Raw genomic sequence first — 18,585 nt, forward strand, 5'->3', positions numbered from 1 at the left:
TTGCCCTGGCACCGCCCGCCGACCTCCACCTGATACGTACTCACCGCCCCCCGCGGCACATAGCCCTTCCCACCGTCATAGGCCGGGTTCGGAACCCCGTTCCGCCCCTGCGGGAACGGCCGCACCCGCAACTCCCGCCGCTCCCCGTCGAGTTCCACCGGCATCCCGTCGACATCCCTGGCCACCATCCGGTCCAGGTACGACAGGGGCAGCCCCTTCATGGGGAACACATAGCCCTCGTCGAAGGTGATCCCGAGGTAGGCCTGGTCCGCCACGTCGGCGGAGACCCCGATCTCCCGTTCGGCCTCGTTGTAGTACGGGGCGAGATCCTCGTAGGTGAGCGGCCAGTCGGCCCCCTCGCCGTAGAGCGTGCGCATCCGGAAGTCCTCGGGCAGCATCCGCAGCGTCTTGCCCTCCCAGTGCATGGTCGTGCCCCCGAGGACCCGCGTATAGGTCGTGTCGGTGGCCAAGGGCCCACTCTGCACGAGGTAGGCCGAAGCATCGGACGTGCCCGGGAAGATGCGCCGCGCGTCGGTGCCGCGAGGCATCGGGGCGTTGAGGATGGCCGGATAGGGGGACTGGTTGTCCTTGCCGATGGCCGAGTAGAACCGGTTCAGGTAGTCCTCGTAGCCCCTCAGGGTCAGGTCCTCGGCCGGGCCCGCCTCCAGTATCAGCACTCTCCTGCCCGCGTCGCTGAGCCGCGAGGCGATGAGGGCGCCGGAGATCCCGCCGCCGACGATGACGGCATCGTAGACATCCTCGGCCGCCGCCATGGGGTCGGTGCGCTTCGCCGCCCCTTGGGGGAACTTCTCGTACATGGGGCAGTCACTCCTCCTCTGCCGGGCGCGCCGGGACGGGTGTGGCGGCCGGCGTTCGAGTCGGCCGGCCACCGTCGGACGGTCTCGGCCCTGGCTCGCATGGCGGACAGGTGGGCGCCGCGGCTCCACGTCAGGTCGCGGACGCTGTGCCGGTGGCCGGTGGTGCCGACGAACTGCCCGGAGGGTTCCGTGCGGTCGCTGTGGTGGATGACGGCCCTCAGCACGGCGTCACCGGTGGCCGTCAGGGCGGTGACGGCCACAGCCTGGGACGTCGACATATCGGTGCCGGACCGGGTGAAGAAGGAGTCACCCGGAGGCTGAGGATCGCTGAAACCGAAACCACTACCGCTCGCCCGCGCTCGGGAAGCGCCGGACGGCCGTCTGGTGCGGGCGCGCATGTCGGACATGGTGGACTCGGCATTTCCGAACTCCGTCACCTTTCGAGCGGATCCATCGGATCCGGCCTGCTGCCGGCTTTCTGATCACGCGGAGGGAAAGGGCGGGAATCGAGTGCGTCCATCGGCTGCCGCCACGAGTACGTGGGAATCCGGCGCGAGCATGCCGGAAGGACGGCTCAGGAGAGCGCAGATCGTTCTTGGGGACTTTCGATGGTCAAGCCGCGAGTGGTGTCGCTGCCGGGAACGCCGGGCGCGCAGACCACTGCCGCATCCACAACGATACGCGCGATCCCGCAAGATCGCCGGATGGGCCGCGGGCGTATGCCAGAGGTCGATTCGGCCGACCTGTGGCATGACGTCCCCATCGCCGTCGCCTGAACCAGAATGGGCATCAGGAGGTGCCGTCGGCAGTGGTTTTGCGAGAGGCGACGGCCGCGGGGTGGCTCCGGCGGTGGCGCGCTCGCACCGGGCAGAGCGGGCCGGAGTGACGCCGGCGCCGGCCTGGCCGTACCTCAAGCAGCCCTCCCATGACGGCGCGTGAGCGGCTGCCGAGCGGCTGGTCAGTGCGTACGTGACCGTGCGATCCCAGCGGGTGTGGTGACATCGAAGAGCCGGGGGCAGGCCACCGCACCCCGGAGGCCGGTGCCCACCGAAGCGCGAAGACCGGCCCTGTAGACGATCAGCACCGCGCCCGGAAGTCCACAGCTCAACTACCGGCCTGCAGAAGGGCTATGCCCCGCGCACAGGCTGCGCAGGAGGCCACGTCCGTTTGACCGGCGGCCGTGTTGCGGTCCACCCTACGCGTGCTTTGATGGGAATGAAGGCATACGTGCCAGCAGGTGTTCGCGCGGCCGATGCCATCGACGCGGGGCAGCGATATGACGCAGTTGCAGCGTGGAGCCGGGTCGCACATGTGATGCGCGGCACCACGACCATGACCCGCCGATCTCTATGCGCGCCACCACTCTGCGTCCGCAGGACGTCCCGTCAGCAATGTGCCGCGCGGAGGGAACGGACCTCATGTCCACCAAGGTCATCCGCCATCCGGAAGGCAGGGCACGGCCCCACAGCGCCCCCTGGTACACGTTGTATCCGAGACGGTGGTCCTCCCGGATCTCACGGGCAGTGGGCAGAAGATGGCGCAAGATCAGGACTGAAAGGGAGGCACGCAGGAGCATCGTCCCTAACCGGAATTGGCGCTCCTGGAATTTTTCCCTGGGCCCCTTGCTGCGCATATACGCCTTCCTCGGAACTCTTCTTCTTTTCACTTGGGTAGGACTGGCTCTTTATGATTTCAAAAGTAATCCGAAGGGTAAAGATACCGATCTGCACAAATCCCTCGACTCCTTCTGGTTCGACGCCGTCAAGAACATCGTGGGCCCTGTTCTGACGGGCTCCCTGCTCCTGGCATTCTTCCTTCTCTACTGGTACCACAAGACCAAGAAGCCGCTCATCGACAAGGCGCGCACGCATCCCCATGAACTGGTCCCCACGGCCGGTACGCTCGTCAACAGGATTGTCGGGCGCCGGGAACTGTCCCAGGTGATGGCCCAGACCCTCCGCAGCCGGAAAACGCGGAAGCCTTATCTGCTCGTCGGTGGTGTGGGCGTCGGCAAGACGGCCGTTCTGGTCGAACTCACCCGGATGCTGGCACAACAGTCCGCCGTTCCCGTACCCATCAGTCTGCGCGACATGAAGGGCGACGGTGAACTCGACTTCGAGGAAATAGCACGGCGTCGTTTCGAGGACGAGGCGGATCAGGGAGTACTCGCCGGCAGCAACATCGACAAGACGTGGCGGCAGCTGAGACTCGACGACAAGGCTGTCGTCATCGCCGACGGTCTGGAGGAGGCCCTTCTGGACGAGAAGTACCAGGAGGACCGCGACAACATCATCCGCCGGGCGATAGAGCGCGCGGACCGGCAAAAGCTCCCCTTGGTCATCGCCTCGCGCCCGCACGCACCGCTCGAGGGGACCCGGGCCGCGATCGCCAACCTTGAACCGCTGAGCGAGGAAGCGGCCCTGGAATACCTGATACGCGAACCCGGTGAGTCGGACGAGCGCCGACTGGACTGGGTGGTGGAGACCGCCCAGGTCACGGACTCGCCGATCTACCTGCGTATCGCCCGTCTGCTGCAGCAGTGCGGGCTCCTGGAGCACCTGACCCTCCGTGAGGAAGGCGGTCGCCTGGACACGCGCAGCAACGACTGCTCGACTCTCAGACTCGGGCTTCTGAACACCTACCGACAGGCCATCGAAGACGGACACATATTCGACAGGCTGGTGATGGACCGCAGGGAGCGCCGGGAAACGCTGTGGGTCGTGTCGGCGCTGGCCTGCCTCGGACTGTTGCAGGACAGTATCGAGGTGACGTTCGACGCATTCGTCAGCGCGCACTTGAACGATCTTTGCGAGCGCAGGAAATATCAGGAAATGGAAGAGGAACCGCCCCTGGATCCTCAGCAGCACGGAGTGCGCCTCACCGTTTCCCCGAAGCAACGCGACGCGATATGGGGCGTATTGCACCGGAAAATCGGCGGTTCAGCAGCCTGGCTCGACACCCTGAATTACCCCGTCGAGTGTCGTACGGAACTGGCGAGATATACCGCCAATGGGCAGCTCCTCGGACTGGTCTACGGCTGCAAGAACAAGGTTCGGTTCCCGCACAGCATCCTTCAGGCATATCTGGGATATCTCCTTCTGAGGGAGATGAAGGACGACGAGATCACCGCGGTGGTCACACCGGCACTGCACAGTCCGGGGCCGTCCCGGGAACTGCTCATCGCTCTGGTGCTGCTCTCACGTCAGCAGGCAGATCCCCGCGCCACCCAGTCGGCCACCGTGCCGGCCACGGCTGCCCGCACCTGGAACAGCCACGGAACGCGGGGACTCTCCAAGCTGCTGAGCGACGCCGCGGAGGGCCGGCACGACGCGAAGTACTTCGACCTGTACGCAGCGGCCCTGGAGATCGACTGTGTCGATCCGGATCCCATACAGGACAAGCTGGCCCGTGACCTGGAAGAAAAATGGCCGAGGCTCGACATCAGAGGCGATCAGCGGACCATCGAGGACGCGAAGCTGCGGTTGGTCCGGCGCTTCGGAGCCGCACTGCGTGAACGGAACCGCCGCGACAAGGGGAACCATGCGCTGAACCATGCGTTGCCCTACAAGCGCCTCTTCGACATCGGTACGCATGAGCCCTCACATCCGGTCCGGATCGCCATCGCACACCAAATAGCCGCCGGTGGCGATGCGGCCTTCCAGGCACTACGCACGGAGTTCACACTCGGAAGCGACCCCATATCCCAGTACCTGGACAAGATTCGCGAAGCGAAGCAGAAGCTCGACTGCGAATACGCTGCTTGGCTCAAAGAAGTGGACAAGAGACCTGCTGCCGACCTGGAGGCGGCGGAAAGGAGACAGCGGAAGCACGACCGGATCGTGGAGGAGTACGAGCAGAGCCGCATCACCTGGTGGCGCCATTTCGCTCTCCGGGCCTGGCTCGTTCCCATGAGTGTCGGGTCGGTCTCCGAGAAGTACCGTGACGAGGCCAAGGAGCGGCTGAACCTGTGGTTGGACAACCTGATCGTCCCGGCCGGCCGGCAGACCCCGCCCATGCCGTTCTCTTTGGAAAACGCCTTGGCCCAGGGCTTCAAGAACGCGGCGAACCGCAGACGACGGCACCCGGGGGCCTACCAGGAGACCCGGGCGTATCTGGTGAAACAGGCGGAGAAGATGCTCACCCGCAGTCGCTCCTGGTACGCGCAGCTGAGTCTTATGCAGGCACTGTGCCTGTGGGAGCTCCCCGACACGCTTGGACACAACGGCGGAACGGGCGCGGCGAACAGGCACGGCCGCCGAGCCGCACCACCGCCCACCAGATTTTCGCCGGACGGCGACGTGGCATCCGACGGCCCCATGGAGCCCATGAGGTCGGTCACCCGATGGCTCGCCATGGCGGGCAGTGCGCACGAGGCCGCACCGTCCGTCGGCGCCCCGCACGAGCGCCATGCTGACAGGGTCCTGCACCCGTTTGTCGCCGAGGCCGGCGATCTGATGACCCTGGCCCTCGAGACGGGACACCCCGAGCGGTTCATCTGGATCGACGAGAACGAGGCCACGGACAACGTCGGTTCCACCCCGGCTGATCCGGAGCGCTACCGCAAGCACAACCTGTGGATCGCCCCGTCCGTCGGCTGGACGATCCTGCACCCGCGGGCACAGCGCCTTCTCGCCGACGTACTGGTGATGCTCAATCTCACCGAGGGCAACGAAACCCCGGACGACATCGAGGAACGTCTGAAACGCGCGAACAGGAACGACCTCCCGTTCTGTCTCACCCACGACCGCAGCCGGCTTCACCCGGAACGCAGTGTCGGCCGGGCCGAGAGGGAGGGCTCCCGCACCACGTGCGTGTCCCCGTGCGAGTTCCGTCTGTGCCCCTATCCTCCGCGGGCCGGAAAGGCACAGACGGAGGTGGCGGAGCTGTTCTGCCGGCAGCAACAGGCGCTTCTGCACAGCCGCTCCCGCTGGCATCTGCCGGCCGTCAGCCGTCGCACCGCGCCTTGGGTGAGCATCCCCGTCAGGGAGTTGGATGCCTTCTGGGAAGAGATGGCCAACCGGAACCGCAAGACCACCGACGAGGACGATCACCTCCTCTGAGGTGAGAGGTGCGGCGGGCCGGCTCCTCGACCGCCCCGCGTGAACTGCCGGCTGCCGGCGCACAGCACGCGCATTCGGACGACGAGCGGGAGCGGAACCTACGGATTAGGCTGATCCAGGGGGGCGTTCGGGTGTCTCACACCGAAGGGGGCGCCGCGATGAACGGCTACCCACTCATCGAAAACCACGGTCTCATCGGCGATCTGCAGACCGCGGCGCTCGTCAGCACCGACGGCGTGGTCGACTGGTTCTGCTCCCCCCGCTTCGACTCGCCGAGTGTCTTCGGGGCGCTGCTGGACAAGGACAACGGCGGGCACTGCACGGTCCGGCCGGCGCACCGGACGTATGCGACCAAGCAGTTGTACCTGCCCGACACGGCGGTCCTGGTGACCCGGTTCATGACCGAGGCGGGTGCCGGCGAGGTCGTCGACTTCATGCCCGTGACCGGTACGAAGGTCACCTCCCGCCACCGGCTGGTCCGTCTGGTGCGCTGTGTGCGCGGCAGCATGACGTTCCAGGTGGACATCGCCCCGCGGTTCGACTACGGGCGCACGAAGCACGAGTTGCACATCACCCCGAACGGAGCGGTCTTCGCCGCGGAGGACGGCACGGAGCTCACCGTGCACCCCATCCGTGAACCCGAGGACATGCGGCTCCTCGACGTTCTCACGGGCCAGGGTGCCGACCTGCACCTGTCGCTGACGCTGCAGGCCGGTCAGCACCGCGGGCTGATGCTGGAGCTGGGCGCCGAGGGGCCGCCCGCCGAGATCCGCCTGGACGCATACCAACGGCTCTTCGACGAGACCGTGGCGTTCTGGCGCTCCTGGCTGGCGCAGTCGCGCTACACCGGGCGCTGGCGCGAGATGGTGGAGCGTTCCGCGATCACATTGAAGCTCATGACCTTCGCTCCCAGCGGTGCCGTGGTGGCCGCCCCGACGGCGGCTCTCCCGGAGCAACTGGGCGGCGAACGCAACTGGGACTACCGCTTCACCTGGATCCGTGACGCCTCCTTCTCCGTGTACGCCCTGCTGGGGCTGGGCTTCACGGAGGAGGCCCGGGCGTTCATCGTCTGGCTGAGCGACCGGGTCAGGGAGCAGGCCGGCAGCAGCGGCAGCACAGGCCCGCTCAACATCATGTACAGGGTCGACGGCTCGTCCGACCTGGACGAGCAGATCCTCGACCACTGGCAGGGCTATGCGGGCTCCGCGCCGGTGCGGATCGGCAACGGCGCCGCGACACAGCTTCAACTGGACATCTACGGCGAGGCGCTGGACAGCATCTACTTCGCGCAGCAGCACGGATTCCAGGTCGGGTACCGGGGATGGACCGCGATGCGGGCGAACCTGGACTGGCTGGCCGACCACTGGGACCAGGCGGAGGAGGGGATCTGGGAGACCCGCGGCGGGCGCCAGGACTTCACCTACGGCCGGGTCATGTCCTGGGTGGCCTTCGACCGCGCCCTGCGCCTCGCCGAGGCGAAGGGCTGGCCCTCGGCAGCCGGACGGTGGCAGACCGAGCGGGACGCCGTCTACGAACAGGTCATGGCCAAGGGGTGGAGCGAGGAACGGCAGGCATTCGTCCAGCACTACGGCAGTGAGGTGCTGGACTCCTCGCTGCTGCGCATGGCGACGGTGGGATTCCTCAGCCCCGAGGATCCGATGTGGGCATCCACCCTGGACGCCATCGAACGGGAACTGGTCAGCGACAGCCTGGTCTACCGCTACAACCCCGAGGCCTCGCCCGACGGCCTGCACGGCTCGGAGGGCACCTTCTCCCTGTGCACGTTCATGTACGTCGACGCCCTCACCCGCACGGGACGGACGGACAAGGCCCGGCTGGTGTTCGAGAAGATGATGGGGTACGCCAACCATCTGGGCCTGTACTCGGAAGAGATCGACCTGACAGGACGCCAGCTCGGCAACTTCCCGCAGGCGTTCACGCATCTCGCCCTCATCGACGCGACACTCACCCTCGACAAGGCACTCGACGGTCGGTGACCCGGGCCCGGTTCCCCCGGCCGGGCCCGAGGAGCACCGTCGGCAGCCACCGGCAGCACATCGGCGACCGGTACAGTCGGTCGCCCCGAGCGGCGCGCATGAGCTGCGGGGCCGCAGACCGTCCGCCGGCCGGCCTCACCTCGCCCCGCCATGGGAGCGCCGAAGGCGGCGCCTCTGCTATCCCTGGGAGCGGCGCCCGCGCCGCGAGCGCCTTGCCTGCGCTGACATCGGAGCTGTACAGGGTGATCAAGAAAATGGCGCCTGAGTGAGGTGTGCCGTTGACACCGGGTGCCAGGGCTTCTAGCGTCACGTTGTATTGAAGGTACTAAGCGGTCGCTCACCGCACCAGGGGTTCACTTCCGAAGGCCCCGACAGGTTCTCTCAAGGGCGAGGAGAAGCAGCAATGTCCACCACTGAACAGCGGGTCGCGGTAGTCACCGGCGCGGCGCGCGGCATCGGCGCCGCCACCGCCGTACGGCTGGCCGCCGAGGGTCGCGCGGTCGCCGTGATCGACCTCGACGAGGCCGCCTGCAAGGACACCGTCGAGAAGATCACCGCCGCCGGCGGCAGGGCGATCGCGGTCGGCGCCGACGTGTCCGACGAGGCGCAGGTCGAGGCGGCCGTCGCCCGGATCGTCGAGGAGCTGGGCGCCCCCACGATCCTGGTCAACAACGCGGGCGTGCTGCGCGACAACCTGCTGTTCAAGATGAGCGTCTCCGACTGGGACACCGTCATGAACGTGCACCTGCGCGGCTCCTTCCTGATGACCAAGGCCGTCCAGAAGCACATGGTCGACGCGGGCTTCGGCCGGATCGTCAACCTCTCCTCCTCCTCGGCGCTCGGCAACCGCGGCCAGGTCAACTACTCCGCCGCCAAGGCGGGCCTGCAGGGCTTCACCAAGACCCTCGCCATCGAGCTGGGCAAGTTCGGCATCACCGCCAACGCCGTCGCCCCCGGCTTCATCGCCACCGAGATGACCAAGATCACCGCCGACCGCATGAAGATGGACTTCGAGGACTTCAAGAAGGCCGCCGCCGGCACGATCCCGGTGCAGCGCGTCGGCGAGCCCGAGGACATCGCCAACGCCATCGCCTTCTTCACCGGCGAGGCGGCCGGCTTCGTCTCCGGCCAGGTGCTGTACGTCGCCGGCGGACCGCTCAACTAAGGGATACGGGTACATGACTTCCGCTGAACTCCCCGAGCTCTCGGGCAAGGTCGCCCTCGTCACGGGCGCCAGCCGCGGCATCGGCTACGGCGTCGCCGAGGCCCTCGTCGCGCGCGGCGACCGCGTGTGCATCACCGGCCGCAACGAGGACGCGCTGAAGGAGGCCGTCGAGAAGCTCGGCTCGGACCGGGTCATCGGCGTCGCCGGCAAGGCGCACGACCTGGCCCACCAGACCGAGGCCGTCGGGCGCACCATGGAGGCCTTCGGCCGCCTGGACTTCCTGGTCAACAACGCGGGCACCAACCCGGTCTTCGGCCCGATCGCCGACCTCGACCTGGACGTGGCCCGCAAGGTCTTCGAGACCAACGTGATCTCCGCGCTCGGCTTCGCCCAGAAGACCTGGCACGCCTGGCAGAAGGACAACGGCGGCGCGATCGTCAACATCGCCTCGGTCGCGGGCCTCGCGCCCTCGCCGTTCATCGGCGCCTATGGCGTCAGCAAGGCCGCGATGATCAACCTGACCCAGCAGCTGGCGCACGAGTTCGCGCCGAAGGTGCGGGTCAACGCGATCGCCCCCGCCGTGGTCAAGACCAAGTTCGCGCAGGCCCTGTACGAGGGCCGCGAGGCGGAGGCCGCCGCCTCCTACCCGCTGGGCCGGCTCGGCGTGCCGTCCGACATCGGCGGGGCCGCCGCCTTCCTCACCTCCGAGCAGTCCGACTGGGTCACCGGTCAGACGCTCGTCGTCGACGGCGGGATCTTCCTCAACGCCGGCGTGGGCTGAGCCACCTTCCGGGCGTCGATTTTCGGACGGATCGGCGCCCGGAACCCCTCATGGAATCCGCACAGCGGACTGACAACGTCGTCATCGCGAAGTCGATCAAGAAGCCGTGAATCAGGGGAGGTTCAGGGGACAGAACGCTGCGGTATGGTCTGCCGACCCTTGGTATGGCAGATCGAGGAGCGTGCGCGTGTTCAACCGGAACCGATTCCTGCGGAGAGTCGCGGCGATCGCGTCCATGTCCCTGGTGACCGGCTGCGGCCTGCTGTCCAGCGGCAGCGGCGACGGCAAGGGCCCCATCGTCGTCGGTACCACCAGCGCCCCCAGCACGCTGGACCCCGCCGGTGCCTGGGACGGGTCCTGGGAGCTGTACCGGAACATCTTCCAGACGCTGGTCGCCTACCCCAGCGGTGCCACCGCCCCCCAGCCCGACGCCGCCGAGAGCTGCTCCTTCACCGATTCCTCCAGCCGCACCTACCGCTGCACGCTGCGCGCGGGCATGAAGTTCGCGGACGGCGACCCGCTGAACGCCCAGGCCGTCAAGTACTCCATCGACCGCATCCGCACGATCGACGCCCCCAGCGGGCCCGCCGGTCTGCTCGGCAGCCTGGACCGGGTGCAGGTGACCGGCGACCGAGAGGTCGTCTTCCAGCTCAACCAGTCCGACGCCACCTTCCCGTTCGTGCTGGCCACGCCCGCCATGTCGATCGTCGACCCGAAGGACTACCCCGCGCGCTCCCTGCGCAAGGACGGCGACGTCGACGGCTCCGGACCGTACAAGCTCCAGTCCTACGAGGAGGGCAAGCAGGCCGTCCTCGTCGCCAACGGCAACTACCAGGGCTTCGCCAGGCGGCAGAACGACGCGGTGACCATCCGCTACTTCCAGGACTCGGCCGGGATGGTCAAGGCGCTGCGGGACAAGCAGATCGACGTCACCTACCGCGGCCTCGCCGCCGACGACATCCTCGCCCTCCAGCAGCACGCCGACAGCAACCTGCAGCTGGTCGACGGGTCCGGCATCGACATCAGCTACCTGGTGTTCAACCCCAAGGACCCCTGGGCCAAGCAGCCCGCCGTACGCAAGGCCGTCGCCCAGATCGTCGACCGGGGCGCCATCGCGCACAAGGTCTACAAGGACACGGTCGACCCCCTGTACTCGATGGTGCCCAAGGGCCTGACCGGACACACCACCGGCTTCTTCGACGACTACGGCGACCCGAGCGTCCCCAAGGCCCGTAAGATCCTCTCCGACGCGGGCATCCACCAGCCCGTCCCGCTCACCCTCTGGTACACCACCGACCGCTACGGCTCCGAGACCGCGCTGATGTTCCAGGAGCTGAAGCGGCAGCTGGAGGCGTCCGGGCTGTTCACGATCACGCTCAAGAGCCGCCCCTGGAAGACCTATGTGGTCGGCTACCAGAAGGGCGAGTACCCGGTGTTCGGCCGCGGCTGGTTCCCGGACTTCCCCGACGCGGACAACTTCATCGCGCCGTTCGTCGGCGAGCACAACGCGCTCGGTACGCCCTACCCGTCCAAGGAGATCACCGACAAGGTGCTGCCCCACTCGCGCGCGGAGAGCGACCGCGCCCAGACGGTCAAGGACATGGAGGAGGCCCAGCAGGTCATCGTGAACGACGCGCGGCTGATCCCGCTGTGGCAGGGCCGGCAGTTCGTCGCCGCCAGCGAGGACGTCTCGGGCGGCGAACAGGCCCTCGACCCGTCGACGATCATGATGATGTGGGCGCTGCACCGCAAGACCAGCTGGTGATCCCCGGGGAAGCGGCCTTCGCGTGCCGGTTGTCAGTGGTCGCCTGTAGGTTCTGAAACCTGGAAGTGACCACACGCCGTGGTTGATCGACATCGTGAGGACGTTGACGTGACCGACATCGCCATGCTGCCCGAGTCCTGGCGCGGGGTTCTGGGCGACGAGCTGCAGCAGCCCTACTTCAAGGAGCTGACCGAGTTCGTCGAGGAGGAGCGGGCGAAGGGTCCCGTCTATCCGCCGCGCGAGGAGGTCTTCGCCGCGCTGGAGGCGACGCCGTACGAGCAGGTCAAGGTCCTCGTCCTGGGCCAGGACCCGTACCACGGCGAGGGCCAGGGCCACGGCCTGTGCTTCTCGGTCCGCCCCGGCGTGAAGACCCCGCCCTCCCTGCGGAACATCTACAAGGAGATGCAGGAGGAGCTGGGCCTGCCGATCCCGGACAACGGCTATCTGATGCCGTGGGCCCAGCAGGGTGTGCTGCTGCTCAACGCGGTCCTCACGGTCCGGGCCGGCGAGGCCAACTCGCACAAGGGCAAGGGCTGGGAGAGGTTCACCGACGCGGTGATCCGCGCGGTGGCCTCCCGTCCGGACCCGGCGGTCTTCGTGCTGTGGGGCAACTACGCGCAGAAGAAGCTGCCGCTGATCGACGAGCAGCGGCACGTGGTCGTCAAGGGCGCGCACCCCTCGCCGCTGTCCGCGAAGAAGTTCTTCGGCTCCCGCCCGTTCACCCAGATCAACGAGGCGATCGCCGCGCAGGGACATGAGCCGATCGACTGGCGCATCCCGAATCTGGGCTGAGGACAGGGGGCGCCCCGAAGCCGACCGGGGTGCAACTCCCCAGGGGCGCGGGCCTGTGTCGATGTGCGGCTCCGCCGCGCGGCGCGACCAGCCACGATGGCCCCGCGGTTTCCCACCGGCCGAAGGCACAACGGCGCCGCCTGACCGAGAATCCTCGCGGCGCCGTTTAGCGTCAGCACCACACAACGGTCGACAGCCCGGAGGGCACCCGTGGCGGAGCAACAGGAGCAGGCGGCACCGGATGCCCTGCTGACGCGGATCGGGCAGGCCGTCATGCTGCACCACGGCGGCGACCGCGAGGAGGCCCGCAGCCGGTTCCTGCACCTGTGGGCGGAGGTCGGCGAGGACGGCGACCCGCTGCACCGGTGCACCCTGGCCCACTATCTCGCGGACACGCAGGAGGACCCCGAGGCCGAACTCGCCTGGGATCTCAGGGCGTTGTCGGCGGCGGAGGAGCGAGGCGCTCCCCTGAGCGTGCGGGGGTTGTTTCCCTTGCTCCACCTCAATCTCGCCGCCGACTACATGAAGCTGGGCCGGGACGAGGCGGCCCGCAGCCAACTGGACCGGGCGCGCGAAGCCGCCGGCGCTCTGGCCGACGACGGGTACGGCGATGGGGTGTGGGCTGCGATCGGTCGGCTGGAGTTGCGGCTGGGCGACTAGCGCCTCCCGGGCTGCCGCGCTTCAGTGGCCGTAGGTCCGCTCGCAGATCTCCGCCTCCGGGCTGTCTCCTCGCCAGCCGCCGTACTGCCTGCCCAGGGCGCACACGTTCGAGGCCTCGGGGGCCGCGCTCGGCAGGTCCGGGGCGGCGGTGTACGACTTCCGGGGGCGCCCGCGGGGACGTGCCGGAGCGGATGGGGCCGCCGGGGGGTGGTGTACGACCCGGGGTGCCTCCGCCGGCCGATGCGGCGTCGCCGGCGTGGCCGGCGTGGCCGCCGTGACGCGCTGCGGACCCCGGGACGGCTCCGTCCTCTCCAGCGCCTCCTGGGCAGGCGCCTGCACCGCCCGCGGCTCCGCGCTGCCGTCCGGCCGGGCCGCGGTCGGCACTGAGGGTGCCGTGTCCCGGGGCGGCGCGGGGGGCGAGGGGCGCGGTACCGTCACACAGCCGGAGAGGGCCGAGACGGCCACGGTGACCAGGATCGCTGCGGTGGTCGTCGTTCGATGCACCCGCGCAACTCTGCTGGTTCGATGCCCGGGTTGGCAGCAGGGAGTCGAGGTCGGAGCCCCCGCACGGGTGATCTCGTGCCCCGTACGGAGGGATTCCGGGGACCGGGGCTGACGTTCTAGTCGCCGGTGGCGCCGTCGATCCGCTCGCGGATCAGGTCGGCGTGGCCGTTGTGCCGGGCGTACTCCTCGATCATGTGGGTGTAGATCCAGCGCAGGCTGAACGGCTCGTCGCTGAACCTGCTCTTCCCCCTGGACAGATCGTCGAGCTCGAAGCCGGCCGCGTTGCGCCGCGCGATCTCGATCTCCGCCTGCCAGGTCGCGTACGCCTCCTGCCAGGTGTCGGCCTCGGTGAGATGGAACTCGCCGTCCGGGTCCTCCTCCGTGGAGTAGACCGGGCCGGGCTCGTCGCCCACGAGGACCTTGCGGAACCAGCCCCGTTCCACCTCCGTCATGTGCCGTACCAGGCCCATGAGGGACAGCTCGGAGGGCGGCACGGACGCGGTCCGCAGCTGCTCGTCGGTCAGGCCCTCGCACTTCCAGGCCAGCGTCCGGCGGTGGTAGTCCAGCCAGCCCTCCAGCATGGTGCGTTCACCGGCGTTCAGGGCGGGTTCTCGGCGTTCGGTCGTCATGCATGTCATCCTCGCCGAAGATCACGCCTCCCACGAGGGGTTTTCACCGTCCCAGCAGCCCCGCGAGCAGTGCCCGCAGGCCCGTGCGGATCTCTTCCAGGCCCGGTTGCTCGGCGCTGAACGAACCCGCCGCGCACGAGAACATCAGCCCGTCCGCCCAGGAGACCAGGGACAGCACGTGCCGGGCCGGGTCCGGGGAGCCCGCGGCGGCGAGCATCGCGGCCAGTTGCTCCTTGAGGACGGCACCGGTCCGGTCGTAGAAGGCGCGCAGCTCGGGGCGGCGGGTGGCCTCCAGGGCGAGTTCGTAGCGGGCGATCAGCAGCTCGCGGCCCCGGGTCAGGGAGCGGTGCACGGCCAGGGCCAGCCCGTCGGCCAGTGCGTCGGGTCCGCCGCTCGGATCCGGCATCTCGGCCGGGTCCAGCACCCGGGCCTCGCGCTCGGCATGCCGTCGTACGGCCAGTTCCAGCAGGGCCTGCCGGGTGCGCGCCACGTTCGACGTCGAGCCCAGCGGCAGCCCCGCCGCCTCGTCCACCGCCCGGTGCGTCAGCCCGCGCATCCCGCGCTCGGCGAGCAGGGCCAGGGCGGCGTCGGCGACGAGATCGGCACGGGAGGCAGTGGGGGTGCGTACGGACATGAGGTGACCCTATCTGTCTCACTACGGCTGTAGTAGGGTCGCATGCACTACAGATGTAGTCTGAGGGGATCCGGGAGGAGCCATGGTTCAGCCGGCGCGCGCGATCGTCATCGGCGGCGGCATCGGAGGTCTGGCCGCGGCGGCGGCACTGCACCACAGGGGCCGGGACGTGACCGTGCTGGAGCGGGCCCGCTCCCTGGAACCGGTCGGCGCGGCCATCTCGCTCGCCCCGAACGCCCTGCGCGCCCTGGACGTGCTCGGCATCGGCGAGGAGATCCGGGATCTGGCCGCCTGGCAGGGCGACGGCGGCCTGCGCACCCCCGGCGGACGGTGGCTGTCCCGGTCCAGCGCCGAGGCGGCCGCCGCCCGATTCGGCGGCCCGCTGGTCCTGCTGCCCCGCGCCGCGCTCGTCGACCGCCTCGCCGCCCTGCTCCCGCCCGATGCCGTCCGCACCGCGGCCACCGCGAGCCTCGCCGAACCCGGCGACGGCCGGCGGCCCGCCCGGGTGAGCATCGGCGACGACGAGCTGGAGGCCGAGCTGGTGGTCGGCGCGGACGGCATCAACTCCCGTGTCCGCGGCTCCCTTTTCCCGGAGCACCCCGGCCCGGTGTACGCGGGGTTCACCACCTGGCGGGTGCTGATCCCGGTGCCCGGCGTGGAGTTCGCCCCGCACGAGACCTGGGGCCGGGGCCGCATCTGGGGCACCCAGCCGGTCAAGGACGGCCGCGTCTACGCCTACGCGGCGGCCATGACCCCGGCCGGCGGGCGGGCACCGGACGACGAGAAGGCCGAACTCCTGCGCCTGTTCGGCGACTGGCACGATCCCGTCCCCGCCGTGCTCGCCGCCGCCCACCCCGAGGACGTGCTCCGGCACGACGTCCACCACATCGTCACGCCCCTGCCGGCCTACCACGCGGGCCGGGTGGCCCTGCTCGGCGACGCCGCCCACGGCATGCCGCCGACCCTCGGCCAGGGCGGCAACCAGGCCATCGAGGACGCCGTCGTGCTCGCGCACCACCGCGACGACCTGGCCGCCTACACCGCCGCCCGGCTGCCGCGCACCACCGCGATCGCCCGCCGGGCCGTCAGGGCCGCCCGCGTGAACATGGCCGGCAACCCCCTCGCCGTCGCCGTACGCGACACCGCGATCGCGGCCCTGTCCAAGGCCGCGCCCGCGCTCCTCCTGCGCGGCTTCGACGACATCGCCGGCTGGCGGCCGCCGTATGCTGCCGGAGAGGCTGTCGAGCGGTAGGGGAGAGATCGTGAAGGTCGGCTGCATCGGACTCGGGGACATCGCGCAGAAGGCGTACCTGCCGGTGCTGGCCATGCAGCCGGGCGTCGACCTGCACCTCCAGACCAGGACGTCCGCCACCCTCGACCGGGTCGGGGACAGCCTGCACCTGCCGGCCGGCCGCCGGCACAGCACGCTCGACTCCCTGCTGGCCGCCGGTCTCGACGCGGCCTTCGTGCACGCCCCGACCCCCGTCCACCCGGAGATCGTCACCCGGCTGCTCCAGGCGGGCGTACCGACGTACGTGGACAAGCCGCTCGCCTACGAACTCGCCGACTCCGAGCGGCTGGTGGGCCTCGCCGAGGAGCGCGGGGTCTCCCTGTTCGTCGGCTTCAACCGTCGGTACGCGCCCGGGTACGCACAGTGCCTGGAGCACCCGCGCGAGCTGATCCTCATGCAGAAGAACCGGATCGGGCTGCCCGAGGAACCGCGCTCGATGATCCTGGACGACTTCATCCACGTCGTCGACACCCTTCGGTTCCTGGTGCCGGGCCCGGTCGACGACGTCACCGTCCGCGCCCGGGTGGAGGACGGGCTGCTGCACCACGTGGTGCTCCAGCTCGGCGGGGACGGCTTCACCGCACTCGGCGTGATGAACCGGCTCAGCGGCTCCGCCGAGGAGGTCCTGGAGGTGTCGGGGCAGGACACCAAGCGTCAGGTGCTCAACCTCGCCGAGGTCATCGACCACAAGGGCCAGCCGACCGTGCGCCGGCGCGGCGACTGGGTGCCGGTGGCCCGGCAGCGCGGCATCGAGCAGGCGGTCCTCGCCTTCCTCGACGCCGTGCGCGCAGGGAAGGTGCTCAGCTCCCGGGACGCGCTGGCGACCCATGAGCTGTGCGAGCGGGTGGTACGAGCGGTTCGGGACCGTTCCGCCGCAGCCTGAGCGTCCGCAGGCTCTCGGTGACGCACAGCGCCGCCAGCACCAGCAGCGCGCCGTGCACCGGCCAGTCGCCGTAGCGGACGTACGGCGTGATGCCGTGCGCGAGCGGTACGTCGTACACGCGGGCGGCGCTCGCGTCGGTGCCGAGCCACGGACCGAGCCGCTGCCCGCCCGGACCGTACACGGCCGAGACCCCGGTGAGGGTGGCGTGCACCATCGGGCGGCCGGTCTCGGCGGCCCTGATCGCGGCCAGCGAGGCATGCTGCTCCGGCGCCCAGCTGCCCTGGAAGGTGGACGTGGCGGACTGCCCGAGCAGGACATCGGCGCCGTCCTCGGCCAGATGCCGGCTCATGTCGGGGAACGCGGTCTCGAAGCAGATCAGCGGGCCTATCCGCAGCCCGTGCCCGACGTCCATCACGACCTGCTCGGTGCCGCGCCTGCGGTCCTCGCCGGCCGCCCGGCCGACCGAGGTGGCCCAGCCGAGGAGCGAGCGGGCCGGTATGTACTCGCCGAAGGGCACGAGCCGCATCTTGTCGTACCGCTCGCCGGTCGGGCCGTCCGGACCGATCAGCACCGAACTCTTGTAGATCCCGGGCCGGTCTGAGCGGCGGGCGTCCACGTTCACCAGCACGTCCGCGCCGGTCGCGCGGGACAGCGCGGCGATCCGCCGGGCCAGGTCGGGCCGGTGGCCCAGGTCGTACCCGACGCTGGACTCGCCCCACACCACCAGGTCGAGATGCTGACCGACGAGCCGCCGGGTCAGCTGCTCCTCGCGGTCGAACCGCTGTGCGCCGCTGTCGTGCCCGCTCACGATCCCGGGCTGTACGACCGCGATCCGCACCCGCCCGTCGACCTCCGGGTGCGGTGCCCAGGCCCATACGGCCGAGGTCGCGGCCGCCGTGGCGACCAGCGAGGCCACGGCCGGGACGCGGGCCTCCCGCACGGATGTCAGCAAGGCCGCCGCCACGTTGACGGCCACCACCAGAAAGCTCAGCAGCCACACCCCGCCGACCGAGGCCAGCCGCAGCACCGGAGCCACCTGCCACTGGCTGGCGCCCAGCATGCCCCACGGCCCGCCCAGCCCCTGCCAGGACCGCACCAGCTCCACCATCAGCCAGCCGGACGGCAGTACCAGCACGGCGGCGGCGGCCCGGCCCGGCGTCGGGTGGCCGCCCAGGAAGCGGCGCACCAGCCAGCCCCAGGGCGCCCACAGGAGACCCAGCAGGGCGGCTATCAGGAAGATGAACACGTGCAGGCTCGGCAGCAGCCAGTGGTGCACGGCCAGCAGGAAGCCGAAGCCGCCGCTCCAGCCGTCGTACGCCGCGCGGCGCCCGCTGGGGGCCGAGCGGGCCAGCAGGATCCAGGGGACCAGGGCGACGTAGGCGAACCACCACAGTGCCGGCGCGGGGAAGGCGAGCACCGGCAGCGCACCCGCAAGGGCGGCGGCACAGGAACGGCGCCAGGGGGAGCTGAGCCAGCGATTGATCGTCCTCATGGGGGCCCTCCCTGCCCTGCGCTCACTCCAGTGTGCGCGTCCGAAGCGATCTAGGACAGGGGGCGTGGGGTCGCGGAAAGCCCGGGTGGATCTGCCGGCGGCACGCTGCGGGTC

At 69.6% G+C, this 18,585-nt stretch carries 14 protein-coding genes; 9 read left to right on the top strand and 5 right to left on the bottom strand.

Features of this window, described 5'->3' with window-relative positions; translation table 11 throughout:
• Positions 1 to 818, bottom strand: an 818-nt coding sequence (locus ABT288_RS33380; protein ID WP_351615840.1) for an NAD(P)-binding protein, incomplete at its 3' end; no start/stop codon positions are given.
• Positions 819 to 2,440: 1,622 nt separating this feature from the next.
• Between ABT288_RS33380 and ABT288_RS33385 the strand changes: the two genes are divergently transcribed.
• The 7 genes from ABT288_RS33385 to ABT288_RS33415 all read left to right on the top strand — a co-directional run bounded on the left by ABT288_RS33385 (position 2,441) and on the right by ABT288_RS33415 (position 13,038).
• Entirely contained in the window at positions 2,441 to 5,878 is a 3,438-nt protein-coding gene (locus ABT288_RS33385; protein ID WP_351615843.1) for an ATP-binding protein, read from the top strand.
• Between the two features lie 158 nt (positions 5,879 to 6,036).
• Positions 6,037 to 7,875, top strand: a complete 1,839-nt coding sequence (locus ABT288_RS33390) for a glycoside hydrolase family 15 protein (RefSeq protein ID WP_351615846.1) — start codon at positions 6,037 to 6,039, stop codon at positions 7,873 to 7,875.
• A 403-nt stretch (positions 7,876 to 8,278) separates the two neighbouring features.
• Positions 8,279 to 9,040 (top strand): 3-oxoacyl-ACP reductase FabG, encoded by a 762-nt coding sequence (fabG, locus tag ABT288_RS33395; RefSeq protein WP_351615849.1) that lies wholly within the window; start codon positions 8,279 to 8,281, stop codon positions 9,038 to 9,040.
• Between the two features lie 13 nt (positions 9,041 to 9,053).
• On the top strand, positions 9,054 to 9,821 hold the full coding sequence (locus ABT288_RS33400) for an SDR family oxidoreductase (RefSeq protein ID WP_351615852.1): 768 nt from the start codon (positions 9,054 to 9,056) through the stop codon (positions 9,819 to 9,821).
• 187 nt (positions 9,822 to 10,008) lie between these two features.
• On the top strand, positions 10,009 to 11,586 hold the full coding sequence (locus ABT288_RS33405; RefSeq protein ID WP_351615855.1) for an ABC transporter substrate-binding protein: 1,578 nt from the start codon (positions 10,009 to 10,011) through the stop codon (positions 11,584 to 11,586).
• Positions 11,587 to 11,694: 108 nt separating this feature from the next.
• The gene (locus tag ABT288_RS33410) at positions 11,695 to 12,378 is read left to right on the top strand and encodes a uracil-DNA glycosylase (RefSeq protein ID WP_351615858.1); all 684 of its coding nucleotides are present in this window, start codon (positions 11,695 to 11,697) and stop codon (positions 12,376 to 12,378) included.
• Between the two features lie 210 nt (positions 12,379 to 12,588).
• Positions 12,589 to 13,038: a hypothetical protein gene (locus ABT288_RS33415; protein ID WP_351615861.1), complete on the top strand. Its 450-nt coding sequence runs from the start codon at positions 12,589 to 12,591 to the stop codon at positions 13,036 to 13,038.
• A 21-nt stretch (positions 13,039 to 13,059) separates the two neighbouring features.
• Here the strand turns inward: ABT288_RS33415 and ABT288_RS33420 are convergent, their stop codons facing one another.
• The 3 genes from ABT288_RS33420 to ABT288_RS33430 form a co-directional block, all read right to left on the bottom strand.
• On the bottom strand, positions 13,060 to 13,542 hold the full coding sequence (locus ABT288_RS33420; protein ID WP_351615864.1) for a hypothetical protein: 483 nt from the start codon (positions 13,540 to 13,542) through the stop codon (positions 13,060 to 13,062).
• A 116-nt stretch (positions 13,543 to 13,658) separates the two neighbouring features.
• Positions 13,659 to 14,171 (bottom strand): DinB family protein, encoded by a 513-nt coding sequence (locus ABT288_RS33425; RefSeq protein WP_351615867.1) that lies wholly within the window; start codon positions 14,169 to 14,171, stop codon positions 13,659 to 13,661.
• Between the two features lie 43 nt (positions 14,172 to 14,214).
• Positions 14,215 to 14,805 carry a TetR/AcrR family transcriptional regulator gene (locus ABT288_RS33430; protein ID WP_351615868.1) on the bottom strand — a complete coding sequence of 197 codons (591 nt, stop codon included), beginning with the start codon at positions 14,803 to 14,805 and terminating at the stop codon, positions 14,215 to 14,217.
• An 82-nt stretch (positions 14,806 to 14,887) separates the two neighbouring features.
• Between ABT288_RS33430 and ABT288_RS33435 the strand changes: the two genes are divergently transcribed.
• Complete coding sequence (locus ABT288_RS33435; protein WP_351615870.1) at positions 14,888 to 16,057, top strand: FAD-dependent monooxygenase; 1,170 nt, start codon at positions 14,888 to 14,890, stop codon at positions 16,055 to 16,057.
• Between the two features lie 10 nt (positions 16,058 to 16,067).
• Positions 16,068 to 16,979, top strand: a complete 912-nt coding sequence (locus ABT288_RS33440; protein ID WP_351615872.1) for a Gfo/Idh/MocA family protein — start codon at positions 16,068 to 16,070, stop codon at positions 16,977 to 16,979.
• On the opposite strand, the gene lnt is transcribed toward ABT288_RS33440, so the two are convergent.
• The gene (gene lnt, locus ABT288_RS33445) at positions 16,897 to 18,471 is read right to left on the bottom strand and encodes an apolipoprotein N-acyltransferase (protein ID WP_351615875.1); all 1,575 of its coding nucleotides are present in this window, start codon (positions 18,469 to 18,471) and stop codon (positions 16,897 to 16,899) included. The two genes, ABT288_RS33440 and lnt, sit on opposite strands and share 83 nt — an antisense overlap.
• Positions 18,472 to 18,585 lie beyond the last annotated feature (114 nt).

This window comes from Streptomyces sp. NPDC001093 (genome assembly GCF_040298985.1).
GTDB lineage: Bacteria > Actinomycetota > Actinomycetes > Streptomycetales > Streptomycetaceae > Streptomyces.